Genomic DNA, 21,874 nt, shown 5'->3' on the forward strand with positions numbered 1-21,874 from the left:
GTCCTGCGCAATCAGATGTGCCACCGGCGATTGCTCGTCGACCGCCTCGAACAGCAGAATCTTTTCCACCGGGATCAATTGCTCAGGTTTCCGGTCGTGCGATTGGGGACCAATTAGCGCCCCAGCTGCTCCAGCTTGCGGTCGATGAAAGCCATCAGTTCCGGCGTCATGCCGGTCGCGGCCCGCGCCCGCGTATAGGCGTCGCGCGCCTCGGGAAGGTGCTGGTCGGCCTGTAGCGAAATCGCCAGCCCCATCCACCACACGCCGTTGCCCGGCGCCAGCTGCAGCGCGTCGCGATAGTAGCGGACCGCCTCGGCGTGGCGCTGCTCGCGTTGCAGCACGCCCGCCAGGAAGGCGAGGTAATCGGCATTGTTGCCGGCGTATGGCAGGGTCGCCATCAGCGTTGCGAGCGCCGGCCCGCCGCGTTCCAGTTGCAGCCGCGCCAACACCATCGCCAGGCCCGGCTGGCGAGGGTCGATGCCAAGCGCCAGGCGCAGCTGGCGGACCGCTTCATCGGTCCGCTTGTTTTCCAGCAGCAGGCTGACGTAGGTTTGGCGCGCCGCCTCGTTGCGCGGATCGATGTCCAGCGCGCGCTCCAGATCGGCCATCGCCACGCTCAAGCGGCCGTCCTGCAACCCCACCAGCGCGCGACGGTAGGCGCCGTCCGATTCAAGCTTGGGCGTCAGTTCGCGCCGGCTGACACCTTCCGCCTGGGCCGGCTTGCGCTCGGGACGGTGCGCTTCAGTATCGGGAACCGGGCTGCGCGGCCTGGACACAACGGCGTCGTCGCTGGCGGCCACAGCTCTGGAAGCCGCCGTGGCCGTCACTTTGGCCGGGACCGGTTTCGCCGGCCGGTCGTCGACTTGCGCCAGCTCCAAAGGCTTCGATACCGGCTCGGTGGGCGCTGCGGCGATCGGTACGGGAATCGGCGCCGATGGCGGCGTTGCGCGCACGACGCCGGGCGGTAGCTGATTGAGCACCACTTTCGGCACCGGCGCCGGCGGCGCGCGATGGCTCTGCCACGCCTGCCAACCGTACCAGCCGCCGGCGGCCAGCACGGCCGCCGCCGCGACACCGGCGCCAGCCAGCATCAATGGCCGGCGATCGCGCTCCGGCGCCGGCACCGCTTTCAGTTCCTGGGATTGGACCGCGCCGTCGCCGGCTCCGCCGCGCTTGTCCAGGTCCTGCAGCATTTTATTGATCAGGCTCATTTTGTCAGCGCCCACGTCAGCCCGCACGCGGCGACCAGCACACTGACGCCGGCGGCCAGCCACGGCCAGCGTACGCCCGCCCGCGCGGCGACCACGTCGTTGGTGTCGCGCGCCGCCAGGCCGACATCGCGGCGCGTGACCTGTTGCCGGCCCTCGCCAAAGCACAGCATCAGCGACTTGTTGGCCATGATGTTGACCAGTCGCGGAATGCCGCCGCTGGCGCGGAACAGTTTGCCGATCGCGCCGCGACTGAACAGGCGCCCGCCCGTGTAGCCGGCCACGCGCAAGCGGTGGGCCAGATAGTATTCGATGTCGTCCCGGCTCAACGGGCCCAGGTGGTAGTGGAACGTGATCCGCTGCGCCAGCTGGCGGATCGAATTAGCCTGCAAATGCTGGTTCAGCTCGGGCTGGCCGAACAGCACGATCTGCAGCAGCTTGCGCTTTTCCGTCTCCAGGTTGCTCAGCAGGCGCAACGCCTCCAGGCTCTCGACCGGGATCGCCTGCGCCTCGTCGAGCAGCAACATCACCTGCTTGCCCGCATGCGCCAGTTCGATCAGACGATAAGTGATCGACTTGAGCATCTGGTGCTGGTCGACATCGCGCGCCAGGGTCACCTCGAGCTCGTCGGCCAGCGCAAGCATCAACGTGCGCGGCTCCAGGAACGGGTTGGGAATGTAGGCGGTGACGAACTCCGGTCCGACCGTGGCGATGAACTTACGGCACAGCAGCGTCTTTCCGGTGCCGACCTCGCCGGTGATCTTGATAAAGCCCTCGCCGCTCTTGGCGGCCACCAGCAAGGTGTTGAGCGCCTCCTGCGAGTGCGGACTGGTGAAGAAATAGCTGGTATCCGGCGTGATGCTGAACGGCGCCTCGCGCAGGCCGAAGTGTTTGCTATACATGATTAGTTGCGCTCCCTGGCGCGGCGCGGATCGAGTTCCTTGATGCGGCGTCCGCTCTCAAGCAAATCCTGGTTCCAGTCGGCGCTCGATTCGACGATGGTCGGCTTGATCAGCACCACCAGCTCGCGCTTCTGGATCACCTCGCCGGCGGTGCGGAACAAGGCGCCCACTACGGGAATGTCGCTCGCGCCCGGCACGCCGGAACGGTCCGACGTCGTCGCCTGGCGCATCAGGCCGCCGATGGCGACCACCTGACCGTCCTGGCCGCGCACCATGCTGTCCATCTCCGAGGTCGACGACGCAGCCAATGGCAGGCTGAAGTTACCCAAGGCGCCCAGATTGACACCCTTGTTGACGGTCGAGACCTGGCTCACCGATGGGTGCACATGCAAGATGATGTTACCGTGGTCGTCGATCTGTGGGGTCACGTCCAGCACAACGCCGGAGAAGAACGGTTGCAAGGTCAACGTCGGCGTCGTGATGCCGGTGCCGGTGCCGCTGGTCGTCGTCGTGGTGCTGATGCCGGTCACGAAAAACTCGTCGGTGCCGATCTTGAGCAGCGCCTTCTGATTGTTCAGTGTCGCGATACGCGGGCTCGACAGTACGTGCACGGTACCCTGCCCTTCCAGGAAGGAAATCAGCGCCGCGAAATTACTGGTCTGGAACGCCAGGCCGAACAGCGAGCCGACGGCGTCCGACACGGCGCCGATCGACGCGCCCGGCACGGCCACCGCGCCGGCCGCGCCGCCGCTGGTCAGCGAACCGCTGGCGCTGAGGCCGAGCGGCGTCAGCGACGTGCCCGGCTGCACCAGCCCGGCCGAGATGCGGCTGTTGGTGCTCAGCTTGCCAAACGCGGCCCAGTTAATGCCGCTCTGGAAGTTGCTGTTCAACTCCACTTCAAGGATCTTTGCTTCCAGGATCACCTGGCGTTCGACCGACAACTGGGTCGCGCGCAGATACTGGTCGACATTGCGCAGCTCGTCGGGCATGGCGCGGATCACGATCACGCCCGACTGCGGGCTGATCGTCACGCTGCGGCCGTCCTTGCCGGTTTCGATGAGCGCTTCGAGCGCCGTCTTGAGCTCCAGCCAGAAGTCGCTGGAGGACGTGGTTTGCACGTTGGCCGCGTCGCGCGATCCCTGGTTGCCGCCGGAATTGTTGCCGTTGTTACCGTTATTGCCGTTGTTGCCCGAGTTGTCGCTGTTATTGTTATTGTTCGAGTTATTGTTGCCGCCCGAATTGTTTTGCGAGCCGCTGTTGCTGGTGCCGGCGCTGGCCACCGATGTCGACGACACGCGCAGGCTCGACACGCCTTTGCGGATACCCGTCAGGTAATTGACCTTGAACATCTTAGTCTGCATCGTCAGCGGACGAATGTAAATGCGGGTGCCCTCGATCTTGTAGTCGTAACCGTACAGCTCGCGCACCGCGTCCAGCGCCTCGACCAGGGTCACATCCTTCAGGTTGGCGGTGATGGTGCCCGTCACTTCCGGATTGATCAACATGTTGTAGCGCGTGCCGGCCACGATCGAGTTGAAGAACTGCTGCACCGGCACGTTGTTGAACGACACGTTGAAGCGCTCCTCGAGCACCGCGCGCGCCTTGGGCAGCTGCTCGGTCAGCTGCGACACCGGCGGCAGCAAGGCGCTCGCCACCGCGTCCGCCTGCGCCGCCGCCGGCGGCTTGGCCTTGAGCGCGGCATCCACCTCGGCGTTGATCTTGTTGTAGGTATCGCGCTGGGGCGGCGTCGAGCAGCCGTTCAGCAGCAGCGTCGTCAGGATGGCGATGGTCAGTATTTTTTGCATATGCATTCGTTTAACGTTGATGAACGGGCGTCTTGCCGCCCGTCCCGGTGTCGGGGAACAGGGTCAACACCTGTTGCGCCCGTCCGTGTTGCAACACCACTTGATTCTTGCGGATCTGAACCAGCACCGCGCCATTGATCTTGTCGCCCTTGCGCAGGGTCTGGCCGTCGATCACCGCCACCTCGCGTCCGCGCGTGCCGATCAGAATCGATTGCAGTTGCGGGCCGGTGCTTGCCGCCGGCGCATCTGAGGCGCCTGGCATCAGCAGGCGCGACTCCGGTGGCGGCTGGGTCGGATCGGCCAAGGTCTGCGCCGACGCCGGCAGCGCGGCCAGCAACAGCGCAGAAAAAGCGCCGGCCCACCACGCCCGACTTACGGCGGCGCTCATAGCTTCATCCATTTCTGATCCAGGCTCAGCGTGTAAAGCGTTAAGGTCAAGCGCGAGTTCGGGTACTGCTGCGCATCGAGGCTGGCCTTGCCCCAGAACAGTTGTACCGGCAATGCTTCCAATGCGGACATGTAACTGACCATGTCCAAATAGCTGCCCTGCAAGACGATTTCCACGCCGTGCCGGTACAGCAGCTCGCGCGGCTTGTGCGTGCTGGCGGCAGGCTGGGCTGACTGGGCTGACTGGGTTGGCGCGGCAACCGGCGTCGCGCTGGCCACCACTGGCGGCGTGGATTCAACGAAGGTCTCGTTCATGCCTGTCACCGGCAACGTCTTCATCGCCATCAAGCGCAACTTTCCATGGCCGCCGAGCAGATTTTCCAGCAACGGCGCGATCCTCTCCGGCGCCACCAAGCCCTTTTGCACGGCTAGCAGGCCGGCGCTGATACGGTCGATCTCGGCGCGCGCCGTCTGCAACCTGGCGCGCTCCTGGGCGTCCGGGTCGAGACTGAAGCCTTGCGCCTTGGCCGTGATTTCCATGTCGATACCGGCGATCTGATTTTGCTGCTGCTTGATTTGTGTCAGCAGCAGCGTTTGCTTAGCGAGCATCGGCTCGACCGCCATCGTGTAAAGCAGGAACAGGATCGCCGCCGTCACGGCCACGAACACCATCGTCCGCTCGCGCAAGGTCATCGCGTCCAGCTTGGTGCTCAGCTTGAGCCATTGCTGTTGCAATTGCTGCTTCATTGTGCGGTCCTCGCCACTGGGGTCGATTGCAGGCTGAACTGCACGAACGGCGCCGTGACAGCAACCGGAGCAGCCGGTGCGGGCGCGGCGGTCGGCGCGGCGGCCGGCACCGGCTGCGCGTCCGGCCGCGAAATATCGAGGCTGGCGAAACTCTTGCCGTGCATAATCCGCTCCGACTTCAAGCGTGCGATGTAAGCCGGTATCAGCGTCGGCTGCATCGCCCGTCCCTGCACGCCGATATCATTGCCGGCGCCGACGATGGACACGCCGGTCAACCACAGGCCGCTGACGTTCTGGCGCGAAAACGCCCGGAAATACTCCGCATAGCCGGCCGCGTTGCCCAACGAACCGTTACGCAGCACCGATTCCACTTGTTGCAGCGACCGCAACTCCGCCTCCGCCTCGGCGACTTCGGTCGCGATGGTGGCGCTTTTCTGGCGCGGCGCGAACTGCTTGTTGGCTTCCACCAGGCGGCGCTCGCGGTCGGCCAGCAAGGTCTTGCCCGATGCCGCCGAATGTTCCAGGTCCGCCACGCGCTGGCCGGCGTACCACGTCAGCAGCAGCGCGCCGGCGACGATCACGCCCAGCGCCTCGGCCATCGGCAAGGCCGTGAACACCTTCTTCTGCTTCAGGAAGATGGGATTGAAAAGATTGATCTGCTGGCTCACAGGACCACCTCCTCGTGCCGCAGGGCCGCGCCCAACGTCAGGAAGAAACGCTGCTGCTGCTCGACGTCCAGCAGCGCCGGCGCCTTGCTCAGATCAAATACATCCTCCAGCCCCATGGCTTCGACCGGCATGTACAGATTGGCCGCCAGATACTCGTGCAAGCCCTGCGCGCCGGTCGGCGCCAGCAACAGCTTGATCACGTTGACGTAGTTGAACTGGCGGTCGAAGTGATCGAGCGAGCGCTGGAGTTCCAGCGTGATTTTGTCGAAGCAGGCCTGCTGCTTGTCGGTATCCGGTTCCAGCAACTGCTGCAACGTCACGTCGATGCGGCGCGACAGGTACAGCTCGCCTTTGAAAGTAATCGTCAGCAGCCCGCCGTCGCCGTCGAACGACAGCATCGCCAGTCCCCGGCCTTCGGTTTCGAGCAAGACCGAGATGTTCCGCTGCGCCATTTCCGGAATATCGATGACGTTCAATTCGATCTTGGCCTCGGCGAACAGGCCCTGACGCGACTGGATCAGCGCGTTGCGGGCAGCGATGGCAAACATCGAATGCGCGCGCGACGGCGCGTTCGGATCGACCGGAATATCGAGCACGTCGATGGTGGCGTCGTCGACATGGAAATCGAGCATATCCTTCAAGCGCCAGCGCACCGCCGTTTTCAATTCATCCTGCGGCACGTTGGGCGCGTCGACGGTCAGCATCTGGTATTCGCCACCGCTCAGCATCGTGCCGAAGAGGAAATTGGCGGCCTTCAAATCCTTGCTCACTTTTTCCAGCGACTCGGTCGAAACGCTCGCGGCAAACGGATAAAACGACGACAGCTCGACCAGCGGCTTGGCGTCGCGCATGCGTTGCACGCGGCCAGCGCAGATGCCGTCGCGCTGGAACGAGACGGTCAGCCAGCCATCCTTCTTTTTGCTTCGTTTGAGGAATCCCATGCCAGCGACCTAGATGATTACCAGCACACGAGGTTTACGCGCTAGTTGGTTGATTATATTCACGTTACACCGTCTGTTTGCCACTAATTAATATTAATGCCACAAAAATATTTACATTGTCCCGTGGCTTGTTTCTTTATAGCTGCGCCTCGACAACGCGCTGCACATAATCAGGACCCGGCGCGCCGTTGGGGCAGGCATTGTTTACAGGCTGGTTGCAGGCCGTGACCGAGATCCGGACACCGTTGGCGGTCAAATCGGGCTGCCCGTTTGGCGGGTTGCCATATCCCGTAGCAGGGCCGGTGCAAGTGACCGTGACGGTGAAGGCCGACAATGTTGGCGCCCGCAAGCCGAACGAAATCGCATTTGCCGGGGTTAGCGCACATCCAAGGGGGTTCTGGGTCAATCCCCCGCCAGTTTGCAAGCTGGTGTATATCGCCCATTCCATACCGGCACGTGCTGCCTGATATGCGCGGGCACTTTGCTCGTCCTGCGTGGACGCGCTCTGCTGGGAGGTCGTCAGCGATACGACGGCGACCGCCAATCCGGACAGCACTACCAGCAGGAAGATGGCCGTCACCAGCGCGACGCCAGCCGATTTGCGTCTCATCGGTAGCTTCATGGCGTGTTGTCCACATGGATTTGATGGGTCAAGGTGACGGTCTCCACGGCATTGCCGCCATTTATGTCAGGGCGACCCAATGCGATACTCAACCCTATCAGCGCACTCTGTTGAGTGGCGGCGGTCCCAATGGAGAAATTACACGCCACCACATTGTTCGCCAACAGCGCGCCGGCGGCGGCCGTTGGGGTGGGCTGGTCGGCCAGAAAGTTGGCAGCCACGGAGCGGGTCAACGTGCCCTTGCCGTTTGCCAGCCCCTGGCAGCGGAAAGTCACCGGCTCGGTCACCACCTGGAAACGCTGGCCGGGCGAGGAGTTCGGATTGGCCTGTCCCGCAAACGGGTTTATGCCGTTGCCGGCCGCGTCGCCGTCCAGATATCGTTCATAAGAAATGGCGGTGCCGTTGACGCCCGTAATCCGCGCGAGATTCGAGCGCGCATAAGCGTCCGCCCCCAAAAAGCCAACGCCCAGGTTATAGATCACAAGGTAATTATTCGGCCCCGTCGGCGAGAACGTAGGCAGGGGCTTCGGCATCGGCCCAACCACGCTGAATGGCATCGCGACAGCGTTGGTGAAGCTCAGCGGACTGCCTGTGGGCGCTCCGTTTTCGACAGCCAGATATTGGCCGCCCGCGATAGTCGGAATGAACTCCAGCCACCAAACACCATTGTTCACCGTCAGGCGCACACTGTTGGGCAATGCGCCGCGCAGTTCACGGGCCATGCGGCGCAACGCCAGATCGGCCGCGTCGCTCAGGTCCGCGCGGGCTGCGGCATCGGTGTAGTTCTGCACGGGGCGGCGGATGAACAGCACCATGGTGCCAGCGAGGATGCCGGTGACCACCATGACCACCACCGCCTCCACCAAGGTGAAGCCGCGCTGGCGGGGCAGTGTAAGCCGCAGAAGTCGGAAGCGTGTTGTCATGGTCGCTCAGTTATTCGGCGCGTACCGCGTCCGATAGCCGTCCAGCTGAATAAAATCGTTGGCGCCGTTGCCATATCTGGTGATGATGGTGATGCGCACCGCCACGAGATTATTCGCGGCCGATTCGATCGCGCGGCCGTTAGGTCCGAGCTCGGCGGGCCCGACCAGATTCAACGTCACCGTCGTCGTGATACCGTCAAGTGAAGCGTTACCCATCGTATTGAGATTCTGATCCTGTCCCAGCGCGCGGCCGTTCACGTCACGGTCCACACCGCCGACAGCGAAAGTGCGTTGTGGCGTATTCAATATCGTTGCGTACTCGGCGACGTTGGTATACGGACGTGACGCACCTGCCGCCCTCGTTCCGACCTCGGCCGGGGTGGCGCAGTCGCTGCGCATCGTGGCGGTCCCGACTGCGGGATCACCGGATGTGCAAATAGTAAAGGGCGCTAATTGCACCTCTTCCATATAACCTTCAGCGATCAGCATCGCCTGCTTGCGGCGCAGCGGATCGGCATTGGATTTCGCGCTCAAATTCAGCACGCCGATAATGCCGGCTGCGGCAACGCCCATGATGACCATGAACATCACCAGCTCAATGATGGTGAGACCGCGCTGGCGATTAATAGACATAACCGGTCTGGGCCGCTACTGTGAATTGGTAAACACTGGTGCCGCTGGTGAAGGTCAACGTCATTGGCACAGCGAAGCTCGGACTGCCCATGCGGTCGAAAGAGAAAACATTGCCGGGTGCTACCCCAGCCACCGCCACACCAGCCGGCGTGCCTTCGCACAGCCAGCTGGCAACGTAGTTACCATTGAGCGTGCAGACGGCCCGGGTTGCCGTGCTGCCGCTGTTGCTGCTTCCCGGCGCGAGCGCCAGGTCGGCGGCGCTGTTGCAGTTAGGATTGAAACAGACAGCAAATCTTGCCGGCGTCGCCAGCACGAAGACCGGACGGTTCTGTGCAATGGCGAGCTTCTGGGCGTAGCGGATCACCGACTTGGCTTGGTCGGCGTAAGCGCGGCCTTCATAGGCGGAATTATCGAAAAATCGGGAAACACCCGCTGCACCTAAGATGCCAATCAAGACAATCACCGTCACCAGTTCGACCATCGTGAACCCTCCCACCTGCAGAAAGCCAACGGAGCCCCGCAGGCGCCGAGGGAGGGATGCACGTTTCAAGGTCGCACCGCAGAGCAATCTCAAGCTGCTTAGTTGCAGTTAGCGGTAGTGCCGCTCACGGTCACCACTGGTGGCGTCGTAGTGTTGGCAGCCTGGGTATAGGTCAAAAAGCACGTGATTCCGGTGGCGTTGGCTGCGACGGAGATCGGCTGGGCTACAAAACTATTGGCTGGGATGGCCGGCAAGTTACCTGAAGCCGACTGAGCCGTGGAGCCGGAGTTCACCGTCACCGTGTAGTCATTCGTGGTCAAACCTGCGGCGATCGCGGTATTTGCGTTCGCAGCTGCATAACCATTCACGATATTGATCTGGGTGCCTTCATAAGTGACCGTCGTCGCCGTCGGATTGATCAAAGCCTGCCCGTGCACCATAGCCGTCGTCGATGTCAACGCGCCCCGGGCAGCGTTCAATGTCGCCACGCGCGCATCGCCACTCAAGCTGGAAAAACGTGGCAACGCGGTTGCCGCCAGAATGCCGAGGATAACAATCACGACGATCAGTTCGATCAGCGTGAAGCCCGACTGGGCTGCTGGTTTACGGAATGCGCTCATCGCTGCCTTGTTCATTTCACTTCTCCAAGTCGTCCATTTAGTTGAAGAAAGACCGCGCGAATTGCGTCAGTCTTTCACTTGCTCAAAGGCCACACCGAGGGGTCCTGGTGCGCCTGACGGCTTGGCGGGGCGATGGGGCAAGCGAAGTAATTTTACCTTGAATTTCAAACGTTTCATTGAGGCATCTAAAATTCCGGTGCGATTATTTAACAAATAAACCACCGACTTATCGGTCCGGTCAAAGCACCAGTTCCCCGCGCTGATGTCGGCGTCGCTTGGGGAAAAGTATTCGCCGACGTAATTGAGCGGCTTATCTTTCAACCAATCAAACGGATTTTGTTCGGTCAAGATCGTTAAATCTACCGTTCCACCGGGCAATTTCCCATGAACAACCTTTATTTCTAAGGACGTCCGCAGGTTGGCCACTGTCGCCCGCATCGCCGCCAGCTCCGCCTCGATTTGATAAAGCGAAATCCGATGCAGCAAAACCGTGGTCAATATGCCCACGATCACGACGAGCAACGCAAATTCCAGCAAGCTGGCGCCGCGTTGTTTCTGCGTCACAAATGTTGATAATAAATACACCGAACGCCCCGTTTTCGGCATCACTTATGCAAGGCGGCCTTGCCCAGATCCCAAATCGGCAAGAAGATGCCCAGCGCCAGTACCAAAACCATCATGCCAAGGAAGACGATCAGAATCGGCTCGATCTGCGCCGACAAGGTCTTGAGCTCGTAATCGACCTCGCGTTCGTACATCTGCGCGATCTCGTCCATCAAATCGTCGATCGAACCGCTCTCCTCGCCCACCGCGATCATTTGCAGCACCACCGGGGTGAACACGCCGGCCGCCGCCGCAGTCCGCAATATGCTGTCACCGCGCTCGACGCCGTCGCGCATCTGCTCGACGCGGGCGCACAAATATGCGTTGTCCACCGTCTGCGACACCACCGTCAACCCCTGCACGATCGGCACGCCGCTGCGGTTGGCGAGCGCGAAGCTGCGGGCGAAGCGCGCCATCGTGGCCTTTAAAATGATCTTGCCGGCGACCGGAATCTTCAGCTTGAACTTATCCCACTGATACAAGCCGCGCTGCGTTACCACCCAGGCGCGGAAACCCCACACGCCGGCCACGGCGGCCACCGCCATCACCGGCCAGTAACGCACGGTGAAGCCGGAAGTTCCGATGAGTATCCTCGTCATTAACGGCAACTCGGCGTGCAGCGATTTGAACACGCCGACAAACGCGGGGATCACAAACATATTGACCACGACCATCGCCGCCACCATGGCCATCAACACAAAACTCGGATAGCGGGTCGCCGTCTTGACGCGCTCGCGCATGTCGCGGTCGAACTCCAGGTGGTCGAACAAGCGCAGGAAGACCTCCTCGAGCCGCCCGGTCATCTCGCCTACCCGCACCATCGACAGGTAAAACGGCGAGAACACGTCCGGATGGCGCCGCATGGCGGCAGACAGCTCGCGGCCCGAGTCGAGGGACTCGCGCAAATCCTTGATGACCTTGCCAAAAGACTTGCTGACCGCAGACTCCTGCAGCCCCGCCAGCCCGCGCATGATGGGCACGCCGGACTTGAGCAAGGTGTACAACTGGCGGCTGAACAACTGCACGTCCATCGACGTGACCTTCTTCTCCAGCAGCCGCGACAGCCAGCTTTCGCCGTTGGTGGCGACAGCTTTTTGCGTGACAGTGATTTCGATCGGCGTCACGCCCGTATTGAACAGTTGATCGGCAACCGCCCCGCTGTCCGGGCCCTCCAGCACGCCTTGCATCAGTTCGCCGCGCGCGTTGCGGGCTTTGTAGGCGAAGAACGGCACGTCAATCCTCGGTCTGGTTACTGATGCGCATCGCTTCGGACACCGTCGTGCGGCCCTGCACCACCAGCTGCACCGCGTGCCGGCGCAGGGTTTCGCCGGCCATCTGCGTCGCGGCGACCTTCAGGAAGTGCGCCGGATCGGGATCGTTGGCGGCATCGACCACCGCACGCGTCATCTCCAGCAGCTCATAGACGCCAGTACGGCCGCGATAGCCCATGCCGTTGCAATGCGAGCATCCCTTGCCGTGGAAATAGCGTGCCTTGTCGACCTTGTCGTTCAGTTCCATGCTCAGCCACTCGCGCTCGGTCGGCGTCGGATCGTACGGCGTGGTGCAGGCTTCGCAGATGATGCGCACCAGCCGCTGCGCCAGCACCGCTTGCAGCGAACTGCCGACCATGTAGCGCGGCACGCCCATGTCCATCAGTCGCAGCGGCGTGCTCATCGCGTCATTGGTGTGCAAAGTCGACAACACCAAGTGACCGGTCATGGCCGCGCGCAGGCCGATTTGCGCGGTTTCCTGATCGCGCATCTCGCCGACGAGCACGATGTCCGGGTCTTGCCGCAGCGCCGAGCGCAGCACGCGCGCGAAGTTCAGGTCGATTTTGTCGTTGACCTGCACCTGGTTAATGCCGGCCAGCCGGTACTCGACCGGGTCCTCGACGGTGATCAGTTTCTTCTCGACGGAGTTCAGTTCCGACAGCGCGCAGTACAACGTCGTCGTCTTGCCGCTACCGGTCGGCCCGGTCACCAGCACCAGGCCGTTCGGACGCTGGATGATGGCGCGAAATTTCTCCACCAGCCCGCGCGGCATGCCGATGGCGTCGAGCCGCAGCTGCGCGCCGCCCTGGCTCAGCAGACGCATGACGACCGACTCGCCGTACTGGGTAGGCATGGTCGAGATACGCACGTCGATGCGCTGGTTGCGCACGCGCACGGCAAAGCGTCCGTCCTGCGGCAGCCGCTTTTCCGAGATGTCCAGGTCGGACATCAGCTTCAGGCGCAGCGCCAGCGATGGTGCGATCTTGATATCGGTTTCGGTCTGCAGGTGCAGCACGCCGTCGATGCGGAAGCGGATCTGCAGCCGCCCTTCCTGCGGTTCGATGTGGATGTCGGAAGCGCGCACCTGGGCGGCATCGTCGAACACCGACTGCAGCAGCTTGACGATGGGCGCCTCTTCCAGATTCGGATTGGCGGCCGCCAGCGCGCCGAAGTCGACCGAAACGTCGCCGAGATCCTGCTCCAGCTCGCGCGCCAGGTCGGAGATATCCTCGGTGCGCCGATAGATGCGGTCGATGACGGCCAGCACCTCGGTCTCGTTGACGACAGCCAGCTCGATATTCTGTTTGACGATGCGGGCGATCTCGTCATACGCGAACAGGTCGGTCGGGTCGGACATGCCCACCAGCAGCACGCCGCGCCGGTCTTCCAGCACCAGCGCGCGGAAGCGGCGCGCCTGCGTCTCCGGCAGCATGCGGACGATCTCGGGATTGACGTTGAAAAACTTCAGGTTCAGATACGGGATGCTGAGCTGGCGCGCTAGCGCGCCGGCGATCTGCTCCTCGGTGACGTAGCCGTTCTCGATGAACACGCGGCCAAGCTTGCGCCCGCTGCGCTTTTGCTCGGCCAGCGACAGCCCCAGTTGTTCTTCCGACAGCAGCTTTTGCTGCACCAGAATTTCCCCCAGCCTGACTTTCTCCGGCCTCGCCATGCTTGCTCCCCAATCTCAACGCCAAATGATCGATTTAATGCCTTGCGACAACTTGCGGCCATTCTAGTGCAGATTACCCCACTTACCCAATGCCAAGCTTGCCTATCTGCAGAGGATGTCGCTTTCTTCGCACGAATGCGCTACAGTTGTGGTTCGTTTCCTGTCGCCACTATTCCCTTTCATGACCGTACCCGCCCTGCGCTTGCAACAAGTGGTTCAACGCTATGGCCAAACCACCGTCCTGCGCGGCGTGGATCTGGAACTCCGCGCGGGTGAATGCTTCGGCCTGGTGGGCGTCAACGGCGCCGGCAAGACCAGCTTGATCAAATGCGTGCTCGATTTTTGCGCGCTGGGCGGCGGCAGCATCGACATCTTCGGCCAGCCGCATCACCGCCCCGCCAGCCGCCAGCCGCTCGGCTTTTTGCCCGAACGCTTCACGCCGCCGTACTATCTGACCGGCGCCGACTTCATCCGTTACTTGCTGACCTTGCAAGGCTTGCGCTATGACGCCGACGCGGTCGATGCGATGATGCGCGCGCTCGACCTCGACCCGGACGCGCTCAAGCGCACGGTGCGCGGCTATTCCAAAGGCATGACGCAAAAACTGGGACTGGCCGCCTGCCTGCTCGCGCGCAAGCCGTTGTATATCCTCGACGAGCCGATGAGCGGCCTCGACCCGAAGGCGCGCGCGCTGTTGAAAGAACAACTGCGCAGCCTGCACCACGCCGGCAGCACCTTGTTCCTGACCTCGCACGCGTTGGCCGATGTGGACGAGCTGTGCGACCGCATGGCCATCCTGCACGACGGCCAGATCCGCTTTGCCGGCACACCGGCCGAATGCCGCGACCACTATGGCGCGGACAGCCTGGAGCAGGCGTTCCTGGCCTGTATCGCGTGAGCAGCATGTACCAATCCCATTTCCAGCTGCGCGAATCGCCGTTCGGCATCACGCCGAACCCGGCCTTTTTCTATTCCGGCAATACGCGCGGCGAAATCCTCGAAGCTTTGCTGTATGCGGTCTGCCACGGCGAAGGCATCATCAAGGTGACCGGCGAGGTCGGCGCCGGCAAGACCATGTTGTGCCGCATGTTGGAGAGCCAGCTGCCGCCGCACATCGAGGTCATCTACCTGGTCAACCCGAATCTGAACCCGGTCGAAGTGCAGTTCGCGATCGCCGCCGAGCTGGGCCTGCCGACGCGCGGCTTCCGCGTCGACGAGGTCCAGCGCGGGTTGCACGCCCATTTGATCGAGCGACACGGCCAGGACCGGCAGGTGGTGCTGCTGGTCGAGGAAGCGCAAGCGATGCCGCTCGAGACGCTGGAAGCGATCCGCCTGCTGACCAATCTGGAAACGGCGCGCAGCAAGCTGCTGCAAATCGTGCTGTTCGGCCAGCCGGAACTGGACCAGCACCTGGAACTGTCGACCATGCGCCAGCTGCGCGAGCGCATCACCCACAGTTTCCACGTGCCGGCCATGGAGCCAGCGCTGGTGGCCGAGTTCCTCGACTTCCGGCTGCGCGCGGCCGGTCGCGACGGCCCGTCGGTCTTCAGCACGGCCGCCGCCAAAATGATCGGCGACAGTTCCGAAGGCATCGTCCGCCGCATCAACATCCTGGCCGACAAGGCGCTGCTGGCCGCGTTTGCCGACGACGCCGACGTGGTCGACAAGCGCCACGTGCGCGCGGCGATCCGCGAATCGCCGTTCGGCCGCGACCGCGCCGGCACATTGTTAAATCGGCGCCCGGGCGGCCGGTTGAACCGCAGTGTTGCAATCGGGTGTTTGCTGGGGCTTTTAATTGGCGCAATATGGTTGAGCGTCCTTGCGGTGGCACCGAATTTGTAAGATCATGCTAGCTGTATTGCATATGCACAACATCCTGCGTTCCCCCCCGGGCCGGAAGAAACAATGAATAAACTAGCCTTGACCATCGTCCCCGTGGCTTGCAGTGTGTTACTTGGCGCCTGCGCCACGCGGACCCTGCCGACCTCGCCGGCCCATATCAGCGAAGCGCCACGTCCGGCCGGGTCGATCCCCGAGCCGGTGCGGCAAAGCGCGGTGCTGCCGCCGCCCAAGCCAACCGCCAAGGTGGAAACCTATAGCGTCACCGTGCACAAGGTGCCGGTGCAGTCGCTGCTGTTCGCGCTGGCGCGCGACGCCGGCCTCAACGTGGACGTCCATCCCGGCATCGAGGGCATGGTCACGCTCAACGCCTTGGACCAGACCCTGCCACAGCTGCTGAGCCGCATCCAGCGCCAGGTCGACATGCGTTATGAGATCAACAATGGCACCTTGACGGTGCTGCCTGACACGCCGGAGTGGCGCAACTACAAGATCGACTACGTCAACATTGCGCGCAGCACCAGCAGCAGCGTCAGCATCGCAACGCAGATTTCCACCACCGGCGGCGGCGGCGGTTCCAGCGCGTCCAATCCGGTCGGCGCGACCGCGTCGGCCAGCGGTTCGAGCACCAGCGGCAGCACCGGCAGCGGCAACCAGTCATCGAACAGCAACAGCGGCAGCAGCACCGGCAGCAACAACTCGACGACCGTGGTCAACAACCGCTCGGACAACAACTTCTGGTTCACGCTGGAAAAGAACATCCGCGACATGCTGCGCAACACCAATCTGAGCGACAACCCGGTCGATCCGCTGGCCGGCGTGGCCCAAAATACCCAAAATGCACCAAACGCACAGGGCGGCGCGCAAGGCGGACAGGCCCAGCAGGCGCCGGCCGCGTTCGATACCGGCGCCTTCGGCCAATCGCGCAACAATAGCAACCGCCCCAACTCGGTCATCGTCAATGCCGAGGGCGGCCTGATCGCCGTGCGCGCCACCAGCCGCCAGCACGAAAAAATCCGCGAGTTCGTCGATATCGTGCTGGGCGCGGCCAAGCGCCAGGTGCTGATCGAGGCGACCGTGATCGAGGTTCGCCTCAACAACAATTATCAGCAGGGCATCAACTGGTCGACGTTGTCGCGCTCGGGCCGCCTGGGCATGACGCAAGGCCAGGTCGGCACCGTCAACCTGCCCAGCGCGGTCAATCCCGGCACCAGCCCCGGCATTTTCCTGCTGAAGTACAACAACCCGCTCAGCGGCCTGGGCAATATCGCCGCGACCATCGAGCTGCTGGAGTCGTTCGGCAAGGTCAAAGTGCTGTCGAGCCCGAAAATCAGCGTGATGAACAACCAGACCGCGCTGCTCAAGGTGGTTGACAACAACGTCTTCTTCTCGATCAAGGTCACACCGGCCGTGCTGGGCATCAACGGCACGCCGACCTCGCCGGCCACCTACGAATCGAAGCTGGAAACGGTGCCGGTCGGCTTCGTCATGAGCGTCACGCCGCAAATTGCCGACAACGACGACGTCACCGTCAACGTGCGTCCGACCATCACCCGGATCGTCGGCACCGTGCTGGACCCGAACCCGGCGCTGGCCGACGCCAAGGTGCAAAGCTTCGTGCCGGTAATCCAGGCGCGCGAGCTCGAATCGCTGATGAAGATCCCGAGCGGCCAGATCGCCGTCATGGGCGGCCTGATGCAGGACTCGGTCGACAACGCCAAGGACTCGGTGCCGTTCCTGGGCAGCGTGCCGGTGATCGGCGACCTGTTCTCCTACCGTAACGAGAAAAGCACCAAGACCGAGCTGGTCATCTTCATGCGCCCGATCGTCGTCAAGGATGCCAGCGTCAACGGCGACTACAAGGATTACCGCTATCTGCTGCCGGGGGAAAAGCCGGACAACGAGCCCTACCCTGTCCCGCAATCGCCCCCTGCCCCCACCAACAACGGGAACGGATCATGAGCTTACTGATGCAGGCGCTAAAGAAGGCCGAGCGCGCCAAACAAAGCTCGGCGGTCGAGGACGAGGCGGACCGGCCGTCGGAGGAGTTTGACGCGGTGCTGGCGCTCACGCCCGAGCCGCCGCCCGCGCCGCACGCCGCCGTGCCGCCCGCCAGGCGCGAGCTCAGTCTCGACCTCGAACCGATGGCCGAATTCAGCCTGGAACCGCTGGCGCCGGAAGCGCCGGCCGCCAGCCTGACCCCGCGACCATCGCCTAGCCCGTTGCCGCCGCCGAGCGACCATCTGGACGCCGGCCTGACGTTCGACCTGACACCGGATCCGTCGGCGCCGGTGGCGCCAGCGCCAGCGGTGGCGCCGCCACGGCCCGCACAACCGCAAGCGCCGCTGTCGGCGGCTGCCCCCACAGCGGCCGCCAGCGCGGCAGCAGCAACAACAACAGCGGCAGCAGCAGCGCAGACCCACGCCCAAAACCTCCACGGCGCTGCCAGGCCAACGGCAGGCGCCAAAGCGTCGGCCTCCGCCAAACCGCAGGCCGGCGACAAAACCGCCGCCAAGCCGCGCGGCGCCGCCCGCGCTCGTGCGGCGTCCGCCAGCGCGAATGAACCGGTCGGCATGGACCCGGAACGCCTGCGCCTGATCGGGCTGCTCTCGATACTGGCGCTGATCGTCGCCGGCTTCGGCTATTACTACTGGCAGGCCGTGGTCGCGCCGGGTGCCGGCTCGCGCCTGCCGCCGGTGCCGATGCCGCCGCCGGGCGCCACCGGCGCCACGCCGGTGCAGGTGATCGGCGCCGCCCCGGGCGCCGCCGCTCAACCCGGCCAGCCCGCCGCCGCCGGCTTCGTCGATCCGATGGCCGTCGATGCCAGCGGCAGCGCCATGCTGGCGCCTTCCGTCAGCCGTGGCGGCCGCGACGACCTCGAGCGTCGCCTGGCCCGCACCGAGCAGGAATTGGCCGCCGCCCAGCAGGCCATCCAGAGCCAGCTGGCCAACTCGGCGCCGCGCGCGGAACGACTGCCGCCCGTGGCCGCACCGGACAACAATGCCGAGATCCGTGTGGCGCGCGCCGTGCAAGCTCCCAAGATCGCCCCGGCCGTGGAAACCGCCTACCAGTCGTTCACCAGCGGCGACCTGCCGAACGCGCAAAAGCAATACGAAGCCGCGCTGCGCCAGGAACCGACCAGCCGCGACGCGCTGCTGGGCCTGGCCACCTTGCATACCCGTCAGAACCAGGGCGCACAGGCTGCATCTTATTACCTGCGCATGCTGGAACTCGATCCGAACGACTCCACCGCCGTCGCCGGCCTGGTGAGCATGCGCTCGGGCGACGCCGCCCAGAACGAAGGCCGCCTCAAGGCGATCCTGGCCACCAATCCCGAGGCCGGTCCCGCGCTGTTTGCGCTGGGCAACCTGTACGCGCAGCAGAACCGCTGGTCGGACGCACAGCAGACCTTCTTCCGCGCCTACAGCGCCTCGCCGGACAATCCGGACTACGCCTACAACCTGGCCATCGGCCTGGACCGCCTGAACCAGGGCCGGCTCGCGCTGACCTATTATCAGCGCGCGCTGGTGCTGTCGCAGGACAAGGCGGCCGCGTTCGACCGCAACGCCTTGCGCATTCGCATGCACGAGCTGGGCGCGCCCGCCGCCCAATAAGAACAGACTATCGATGGCAGAACACGCAAAACTCCCGCTCGGCAAACTGCTGATCCAGAAAGGCGTCATCAGCGAAGACCAGCTGCGCATCGCGCTGATCGAGCAAAAACGCAGCAACGAACCGTTGGGAAAACTGTTAATCACGCTGGGCTTCGTCACCGAAGCCACGGTGCGGATGGCGTTGTCGGAAAACCTGAACCAGCAAAGCGCCGACCTGACCAGTTTGGTGGTCGACGCCATCGCGCTGAAGCTGATCCCCAAGGAAGTGGCCAAGCGCTACCGCGTGTTCCCGATCGTCTACGAGCGCCAGACCGACAACCTGATCCTGGCGATGTCCGACACCAGCAACATCGTCGCGCTCGACCAGATCAGCGCGATGCTGGTCAAGGGCATCACCATCAGCCCGCTGCTGGTGAACGAGTCGGACATCTCGCGCGCGATCGACCAATACTATGGCTTCGAGCTGTCGATCGACGGCATCCTGCACGAGATTGAAACGGGCGAGGTCAACTACGCCAGCCTGGGCACCACGTCCGACGAGTACAGCCAGCCGATGGTGCGGCTGATGGACGCGATCCTGGCCGACGCCGTGCAAAACAGCGCCTCGGACATCCACTTCGAGCCGGAGCAATCGTTCCTGCGTATCCGCTACCGCATCGACGGCATCCTGCGCCAGATCCGCAGCCTGCACAAATCGTACTGGCCGGCAATGGCCGTGCGCCTGAAAGTGATGTCGAACATGAACATCGCCGAGACGCGCGCGCCGCAGGACGGCCGCATCTCGATCAAGTTCTCGGGCCGGCAGATCGATTTCCGCGCCTCGGCGCAGCCGACCACGCACGGCGAGAACTTCGTGCTGCGCGTGCTCGACCGTCAAAAAGGCCTGGTGCCGCTCGACGGCCTGGGCCTGGGCGAGGCCGAGCTCAATCTGCTGAAGCTGATGATCGCCCGCCCCGACGGCGTGATCCTGGTGACCGGCCCGACCGGCTCCGGCAAGACCACCACGCTGTATTCGATCCTGAACCACATCAACACCGAAAGCGTCAACATCATGACGCTGGAAGACCCGGTCGAATACCCGATGAACATGATCCGCCAAACGTCGGTCAACGAGTCGGCCAAGATGGGCTTTGCCGAGGGCATCCGCTCGATGATGCGGCAAGACCCGGACATCATCCTGGTCGGCGAGATCCGCGACAAGGAAACCGCCGAGATGGCCTTCTCGGCCGCGATGACGGGCCACCAGGTGTATTCGACCTTGCACACCAACTCGGCGATCGGCTCGATTCCGCGCCTGCTCGACATAGGCGTGGTGCCCGACATCATGGCCGGCAACATCATCGGCATCATCGCCCAGCGGCTGGTGCGCAAGCTGTGCACCGCCTGTCGCGAGCCGCACATCGCCGACGACGTCGAGCGCCGTCTGCTCGGCCTGCCGGAGACGGCCGGTCCGCAAACCTTGTACCGCGCGGTCGGCTGCGACCACTGCGCGCACCAGGGTTACAAGGGCCGCATTGCCATCATCGAGTTGCTGAAGATGACGCCGGCGCTTGACGAGATGGTGGCGCGCCGCGCCTCGTCGCGCGAGCTCAAGACCGCCGCCGCCAACTCCGGCTTCCACAGCCTGATCGACGACGGCGTGCGCCGCGTGCTCGAAGGCGTGACCACGCTGGAAGAAGTCGGCCGCGTCGTCGATTTGACCGAGCGGCTCACCGAAAGGCTGGCCACCTGATGCCCCAATACTTCTACCGCGCGATGGATGCCGGCGGCCAGATCGCGCCGGGCAACATGGACGCCGCCAACGAGCCGGATCTGGAGCTGCGCCTGCACCGCATGGGCCTGGACCTGATCGATTGCCGCGTCTCGCGCGCCAAGGTGGTGGCGCTCAAACGCGTCATCACCCGCCGCGACCTGATCAACTTCTGCTTCCACATGGAACAGTTGACCGGCGCCGGCGTGCCCATCCTCGAAGGCTTGAACGACCTGCGCGAGAGCATCGACCACCCGCGCTTCCGCGAGATGATCACCGGCCTGATCGAGAACATCGAGGGCGGCCAGCAATTGTCGGCCGCGCTGGCCGCGTATCCGGAGGTGTTCGACCTGACCTTCACCAGCCTGATCACGGCCGGCGAGCAAAGCGGCAAGCTGGCCGAAGTGTTCAAGAACCTGTCGGAAAGCCTGAAGTGGCAGGACGAACTGGCCTCGCAAACCAAGAAAATCGTCATGTACCCGGCCGCCGTCGGCGTGTTCGTCACCGCTGTCACCTTTTTCCTGATGATCTATCTGGTGCCGCAGCTGACGTCGTTCGTCAAGAACATGGGCAACACGCTGCCGCTGCACACCAAGGCGCTGATTTTCGTCTCCAACATCTTCATCAATTACTGGTATGTGCTGGTCGCGGTGCCGCTGATCGCCTTTTTCGTCGGCCGCACCTGGCTGGCGCGCAGCGAGCAGGCGCGCTATACCGCCGACGGCTTCAAGCTGCGCATCTGGATGATCGGCCCGGTGCTGCACAAGATCATCCTGGCCCGCTTCGCCACCTTCTTCGCGATGATGTACGGCTCGGGCATCACCATCCTCGAATGCATCCGCCTGTCCGAGGGCATCGTCGGCAACCGCGTGATCGCGGCCGGCCTGCGCCGCGCCGGGCAGCTGATTTCCGAAGGACAGGGCATCACGGCGGCGTTCCAGAACACCGGCATCTTCCCGCCGCTGGTGATCCGCATGCTAAAGGTCGGCGAAACCACCGGCGCGCTCGACGGCGCGCTGCGCAACGTCAGCTACTTCTACAACCGCGAAGTCAAGGAGATGATCGAGAAGGTGCAAGCGATGATAGAACCGGCGATGACCGTGATCCTGGGCGTAATGGTCGGCTGGATCATGCTGTCGGTGATGGGTCCGATTTACGACACGATCAGCAAGATCAGAACCTGAGGCTGCC

The 21,874-nt window shown here is 63.5% G+C and carries 21 protein-coding genes; 6 read left to right on the top strand and 15 right to left on the bottom strand.

The window, feature by feature from the left end:
• Positions 1 to 113: 113 nt before the first annotated feature.
• From ACZ0BA_RS10415 to ACZ0BA_RS10485, 15 genes are all read right to left on the bottom strand, one after another.
• Complete coding sequence (locus ACZ0BA_RS10415; protein WP_463451204.1) at positions 114 to 1,211, bottom strand: tetratricopeptide repeat protein; 1,098 nt, start codon at positions 1,209 to 1,211, stop codon at positions 114 to 116.
• Positions 1,208 to 2,110, bottom strand: a complete 903-nt coding sequence (locus ACZ0BA_RS10420) for an ExeA family protein (RefSeq protein ID WP_463451205.1) — start codon at positions 2,108 to 2,110, stop codon at positions 1,208 to 1,210. Before ACZ0BA_RS10420 ends, ACZ0BA_RS10415 begins: the two co-directional genes overlap by 4 nt.
• A 2-nt stretch (positions 2,111 to 2,112) precedes the next feature.
• Positions 2,113 to 3,915, bottom strand: coding sequence for a pilus (MSHA type) biogenesis protein MshL (mshL, locus tag ACZ0BA_RS10425; RefSeq protein WP_463451206.1), 1,803 nt, complete (start codon positions 3,913 to 3,915; stop codon positions 2,113 to 2,115).
• Between the two features lie 10 nt (positions 3,916 to 3,925).
• A complete protein-coding gene (locus ACZ0BA_RS10430) occupies positions 3,926 to 4,303 on the bottom strand; it encodes an MSHA biogenesis protein MshK (protein ID WP_463451207.1) in 378 nt (125 codons plus the stop codon).
• Positions 4,300 to 5,049 carry a hypothetical protein gene (locus ACZ0BA_RS10435; RefSeq protein WP_463451208.1) on the bottom strand — a complete coding sequence of 250 codons (750 nt, stop codon included), beginning with the start codon at positions 5,047 to 5,049 and terminating at the stop codon, positions 4,300 to 4,302. The genes ACZ0BA_RS10430 and ACZ0BA_RS10435 overlap by 4 nt, the downstream gene beginning before the upstream one ends.
• A complete protein-coding gene (locus tag ACZ0BA_RS10440) occupies positions 5,046 to 5,717 on the bottom strand; it encodes an MSHA biogenesis protein MshI (RefSeq protein ID WP_463451209.1) in 672 nt (223 codons plus the stop codon). The genes ACZ0BA_RS10435 and ACZ0BA_RS10440 overlap by 4 nt, the downstream gene beginning before the upstream one ends.
• On the bottom strand, positions 5,714 to 6,658 hold the full coding sequence (gene pilM / locus ACZ0BA_RS10445; protein ID WP_463451210.1) for a type IV pilus biogenesis protein PilM: 945 nt from the start codon (positions 6,656 to 6,658) through the stop codon (positions 5,714 to 5,716). Before pilM ends, ACZ0BA_RS10440 begins: the two co-directional genes overlap by 4 nt.
• A gap of 136 nt (positions 6,659 to 6,794) precedes the next feature.
• Positions 6,795 to 7,268, bottom strand: coding sequence for a pilus assembly PilX family protein (locus ACZ0BA_RS10450; RefSeq protein WP_463451211.1), 474 nt, complete (start codon positions 7,266 to 7,268; stop codon positions 6,795 to 6,797).
• An 8-nt stretch (positions 7,269 to 7,276) separates the two neighbouring features.
• The gene (locus ACZ0BA_RS10455) at positions 7,277 to 8,203 is read right to left on the bottom strand and encodes a prepilin-type N-terminal cleavage/methylation domain-containing protein (RefSeq protein ID WP_463451212.1); all 927 of its coding nucleotides are present in this window, start codon (positions 8,201 to 8,203) and stop codon (positions 7,277 to 7,279) included.
• A 6-nt stretch (positions 8,204 to 8,209) separates the two neighbouring features.
• Positions 8,210 to 8,836 (bottom strand): type IV pilus modification PilV family protein, encoded by a 627-nt coding sequence (locus ACZ0BA_RS10460; RefSeq protein ID WP_463451213.1) that lies wholly within the window; start codon positions 8,834 to 8,836, stop codon positions 8,210 to 8,212.
• Positions 8,826 to 9,317, bottom strand: a complete 492-nt coding sequence (locus tag ACZ0BA_RS10465) for a pilus assembly FimT family protein (RefSeq protein WP_463451214.1) — start codon at positions 9,315 to 9,317, stop codon at positions 8,826 to 8,828. Before ACZ0BA_RS10465 ends, ACZ0BA_RS10460 begins: the two co-directional genes overlap by 11 nt.
• Positions 9,318 to 9,415: 98 nt before the next feature.
• Positions 9,416 to 9,952 carry a type II secretion system protein gene (locus ACZ0BA_RS10470; RefSeq protein ID WP_463451215.1) on the bottom strand — a complete coding sequence of 179 codons (537 nt, stop codon included), beginning with the start codon at positions 9,950 to 9,952 and terminating at the stop codon, positions 9,416 to 9,418.
• A 51-nt stretch (positions 9,953 to 10,003) separates the two neighbouring features.
• Positions 10,004 to 10,543, bottom strand: coding sequence for a type II secretion system protein (locus tag ACZ0BA_RS10475; RefSeq protein ID WP_463451216.1), 540 nt, complete (start codon positions 10,541 to 10,543; stop codon positions 10,004 to 10,006).
• The gene (locus ACZ0BA_RS10480) at positions 10,543 to 11,772 is read right to left on the bottom strand and encodes a type II secretion system F family protein (RefSeq protein ID WP_463451217.1); all 1,230 of its coding nucleotides are present in this window, start codon (positions 11,770 to 11,772) and stop codon (positions 10,543 to 10,545) included. The genes ACZ0BA_RS10475 and ACZ0BA_RS10480 overlap by 1 nt, the downstream gene beginning before the upstream one ends.
• 1 nt (position 11,773) lies before the next feature.
• Positions 11,774 to 13,480 carry a GspE/PulE family protein gene (locus ACZ0BA_RS10485; protein ID WP_463451218.1) on the bottom strand — a complete coding sequence of 569 codons (1,707 nt, stop codon included), beginning with the start codon at positions 13,478 to 13,480 and terminating at the stop codon, positions 11,774 to 11,776.
• Between the two features lie 181 nt (positions 13,481 to 13,661).
• Between ACZ0BA_RS10485 and ACZ0BA_RS10490 the strand changes: the two genes are divergently transcribed.
• From ACZ0BA_RS10490 to ACZ0BA_RS10515, 6 genes are all read left to right on the top strand, one after another.
• Entirely contained in the window at positions 13,662 to 14,378 is a 717-nt protein-coding gene (locus tag ACZ0BA_RS10490; protein ID WP_463451219.1) for an ABC transporter ATP-binding protein, read from the top strand.
• Positions 14,379 to 14,383: 5 nt separating this feature from the next.
• On the top strand, positions 14,384 to 15,322 hold the full coding sequence (locus tag ACZ0BA_RS10495) for an ExeA family protein (protein ID WP_463451220.1): 939 nt from the start codon (positions 14,384 to 14,386) through the stop codon (positions 15,320 to 15,322).
• Positions 15,323 to 15,385: 63 nt separating this feature from the next.
• Positions 15,386 to 17,281, top strand: coding sequence for a pilus (MSHA type) biogenesis protein MshL (gene mshL / locus ACZ0BA_RS10500; protein ID WP_463451221.1), 1,896 nt, complete (start codon positions 15,386 to 15,388; stop codon positions 17,279 to 17,281).
• On the top strand, positions 17,278 to 18,933 hold the full coding sequence (locus ACZ0BA_RS10505; protein WP_463451222.1) for a tetratricopeptide repeat protein: 1,656 nt from the start codon (positions 17,278 to 17,280) through the stop codon (positions 18,931 to 18,933). The genes mshL (ACZ0BA_RS10500) and ACZ0BA_RS10505 overlap by 4 nt, the downstream gene beginning before the upstream one ends.
• A gap of 13 nt (positions 18,934 to 18,946) precedes the next feature.
• A complete protein-coding gene (locus tag ACZ0BA_RS10510) occupies positions 18,947 to 20,665 on the top strand; it encodes a GspE/PulE family protein (protein WP_463451223.1) in 1,719 nt (572 codons plus the stop codon).
• Positions 20,665 to 21,867, top strand: coding sequence for a type II secretion system F family protein (locus ACZ0BA_RS10515; protein WP_463451224.1), 1,203 nt, complete (start codon positions 20,665 to 20,667; stop codon positions 21,865 to 21,867). Before ACZ0BA_RS10510 ends, ACZ0BA_RS10515 begins: the two co-directional genes overlap by 1 nt.
• Positions 21,868 to 21,874 lie beyond the last annotated feature (7 nt).

The organism is Duganella sp. AC917 (genome assembly GCF_979258245.1).

Excerpts from the sequence above, each read along its gene's own strand:
- ACZ0BA_RS10460 (WP_463451213.1), bottom strand. The coding sequence starts at position 8,836 with ATGTCTATTAATCGCCAGCGCGGTCTCACCATCATTGAGCTGGTGATG.
- ACZ0BA_RS10465 (WP_463451214.1), bottom strand. The coding sequence starts at position 9,317 with ATGGTCGAACTGGTGACGGTGATTGTCTTGATTGGCATCTTAGGTGCA.
- ACZ0BA_RS10485 (WP_463451218.1), bottom strand. The coding sequence starts at position 13,480 with ATGGCGAGGCCGGAGAAAGTCAGGCTGGGGGAAATTCTGGTGCAGCAA.
- pilM (WP_463451210.1), bottom strand. The coding sequence starts at position 6,658 with ATGGGATTCCTCAAACGAAGCAAAAAGAAGGATGGCTGGCTGACCGTC.
- ACZ0BA_RS10420 (WP_463451205.1), bottom strand. The coding sequence starts at position 2,110 with ATGTATAGCAAACACTTCGGCCTGCGCGAGGCGCCGTTCAGCATCACG.
- ACZ0BA_RS10415 (WP_463451204.1), bottom strand. The coding sequence starts at position 1,211 with ATGAGCCTGATCAATAAAATGCTGCAGGACCTGGACAAGCGCGGCGGA.
- ACZ0BA_RS10470 (WP_463451215.1), bottom strand. The coding sequence starts at position 9,952 with ATGAACAAGGCAGCGATGAGCGCATTCCGTAAACCAGCAGCCCAGTCG.
- ACZ0BA_RS10435 (WP_463451208.1), bottom strand. The coding sequence starts at position 5,049 with ATGAAGCAGCAATTGCAACAGCAATGGCTCAAGCTGAGCACCAAGCTG.
- ACZ0BA_RS10475 (WP_463451216.1), bottom strand. The coding sequence starts at position 10,543 with ATGCCGAAAACGGGGCGTTCGGTGTATTTATTATCAACATTTGTGACG.
- ACZ0BA_RS10490 (WP_463451219.1), top strand. The coding sequence starts at position 13,662 with ATGACCGTACCCGCCCTGCGCTTGCAACAAGTGGTTCAACGCTATGGC.
- mshL (WP_463451221.1), top strand. The coding sequence starts at position 15,386 with ATGAATAAACTAGCCTTGACCATCGTCCCCGTGGCTTGCAGTGTGTTA.
- ACZ0BA_RS10455 (WP_463451212.1), bottom strand. The coding sequence starts at position 8,203 with ATGACAACACGCTTCCGACTTCTGCGGCTTACACTGCCCCGCCAGCGC.
- ACZ0BA_RS10515 (WP_463451224.1), top strand. The coding sequence starts at position 20,665 with ATGCCCCAATACTTCTACCGCGCGATGGATGCCGGCGGCCAGATCGCG.
- ACZ0BA_RS10430 (WP_463451207.1), bottom strand. The coding sequence starts at position 4,303 with ATGAGCGCCGCCGTAAGTCGGGCGTGGTGGGCCGGCGCTTTTTCTGCG.
- ACZ0BA_RS10510 (WP_463451223.1), top strand. The coding sequence starts at position 18,947 with ATGGCAGAACACGCAAAACTCCCGCTCGGCAAACTGCTGATCCAGAAA.
- ACZ0BA_RS10505 (WP_463451222.1), top strand. The coding sequence starts at position 17,278 with ATGAGCTTACTGATGCAGGCGCTAAAGAAGGCCGAGCGCGCCAAACAA.
- ACZ0BA_RS10450 (WP_463451211.1), bottom strand. The coding sequence starts at position 7,268 with ATGAGACGCAAATCGGCTGGCGTCGCGCTGGTGACGGCCATCTTCCTG.
- ACZ0BA_RS10495 (WP_463451220.1), top strand. The coding sequence starts at position 14,384 with ATGTACCAATCCCATTTCCAGCTGCGCGAATCGCCGTTCGGCATCACG.
- mshL (WP_463451206.1), bottom strand. The coding sequence starts at position 3,915 with ATGCAAAAAATACTGACCATCGCCATCCTGACGACGCTGCTGCTGAAC.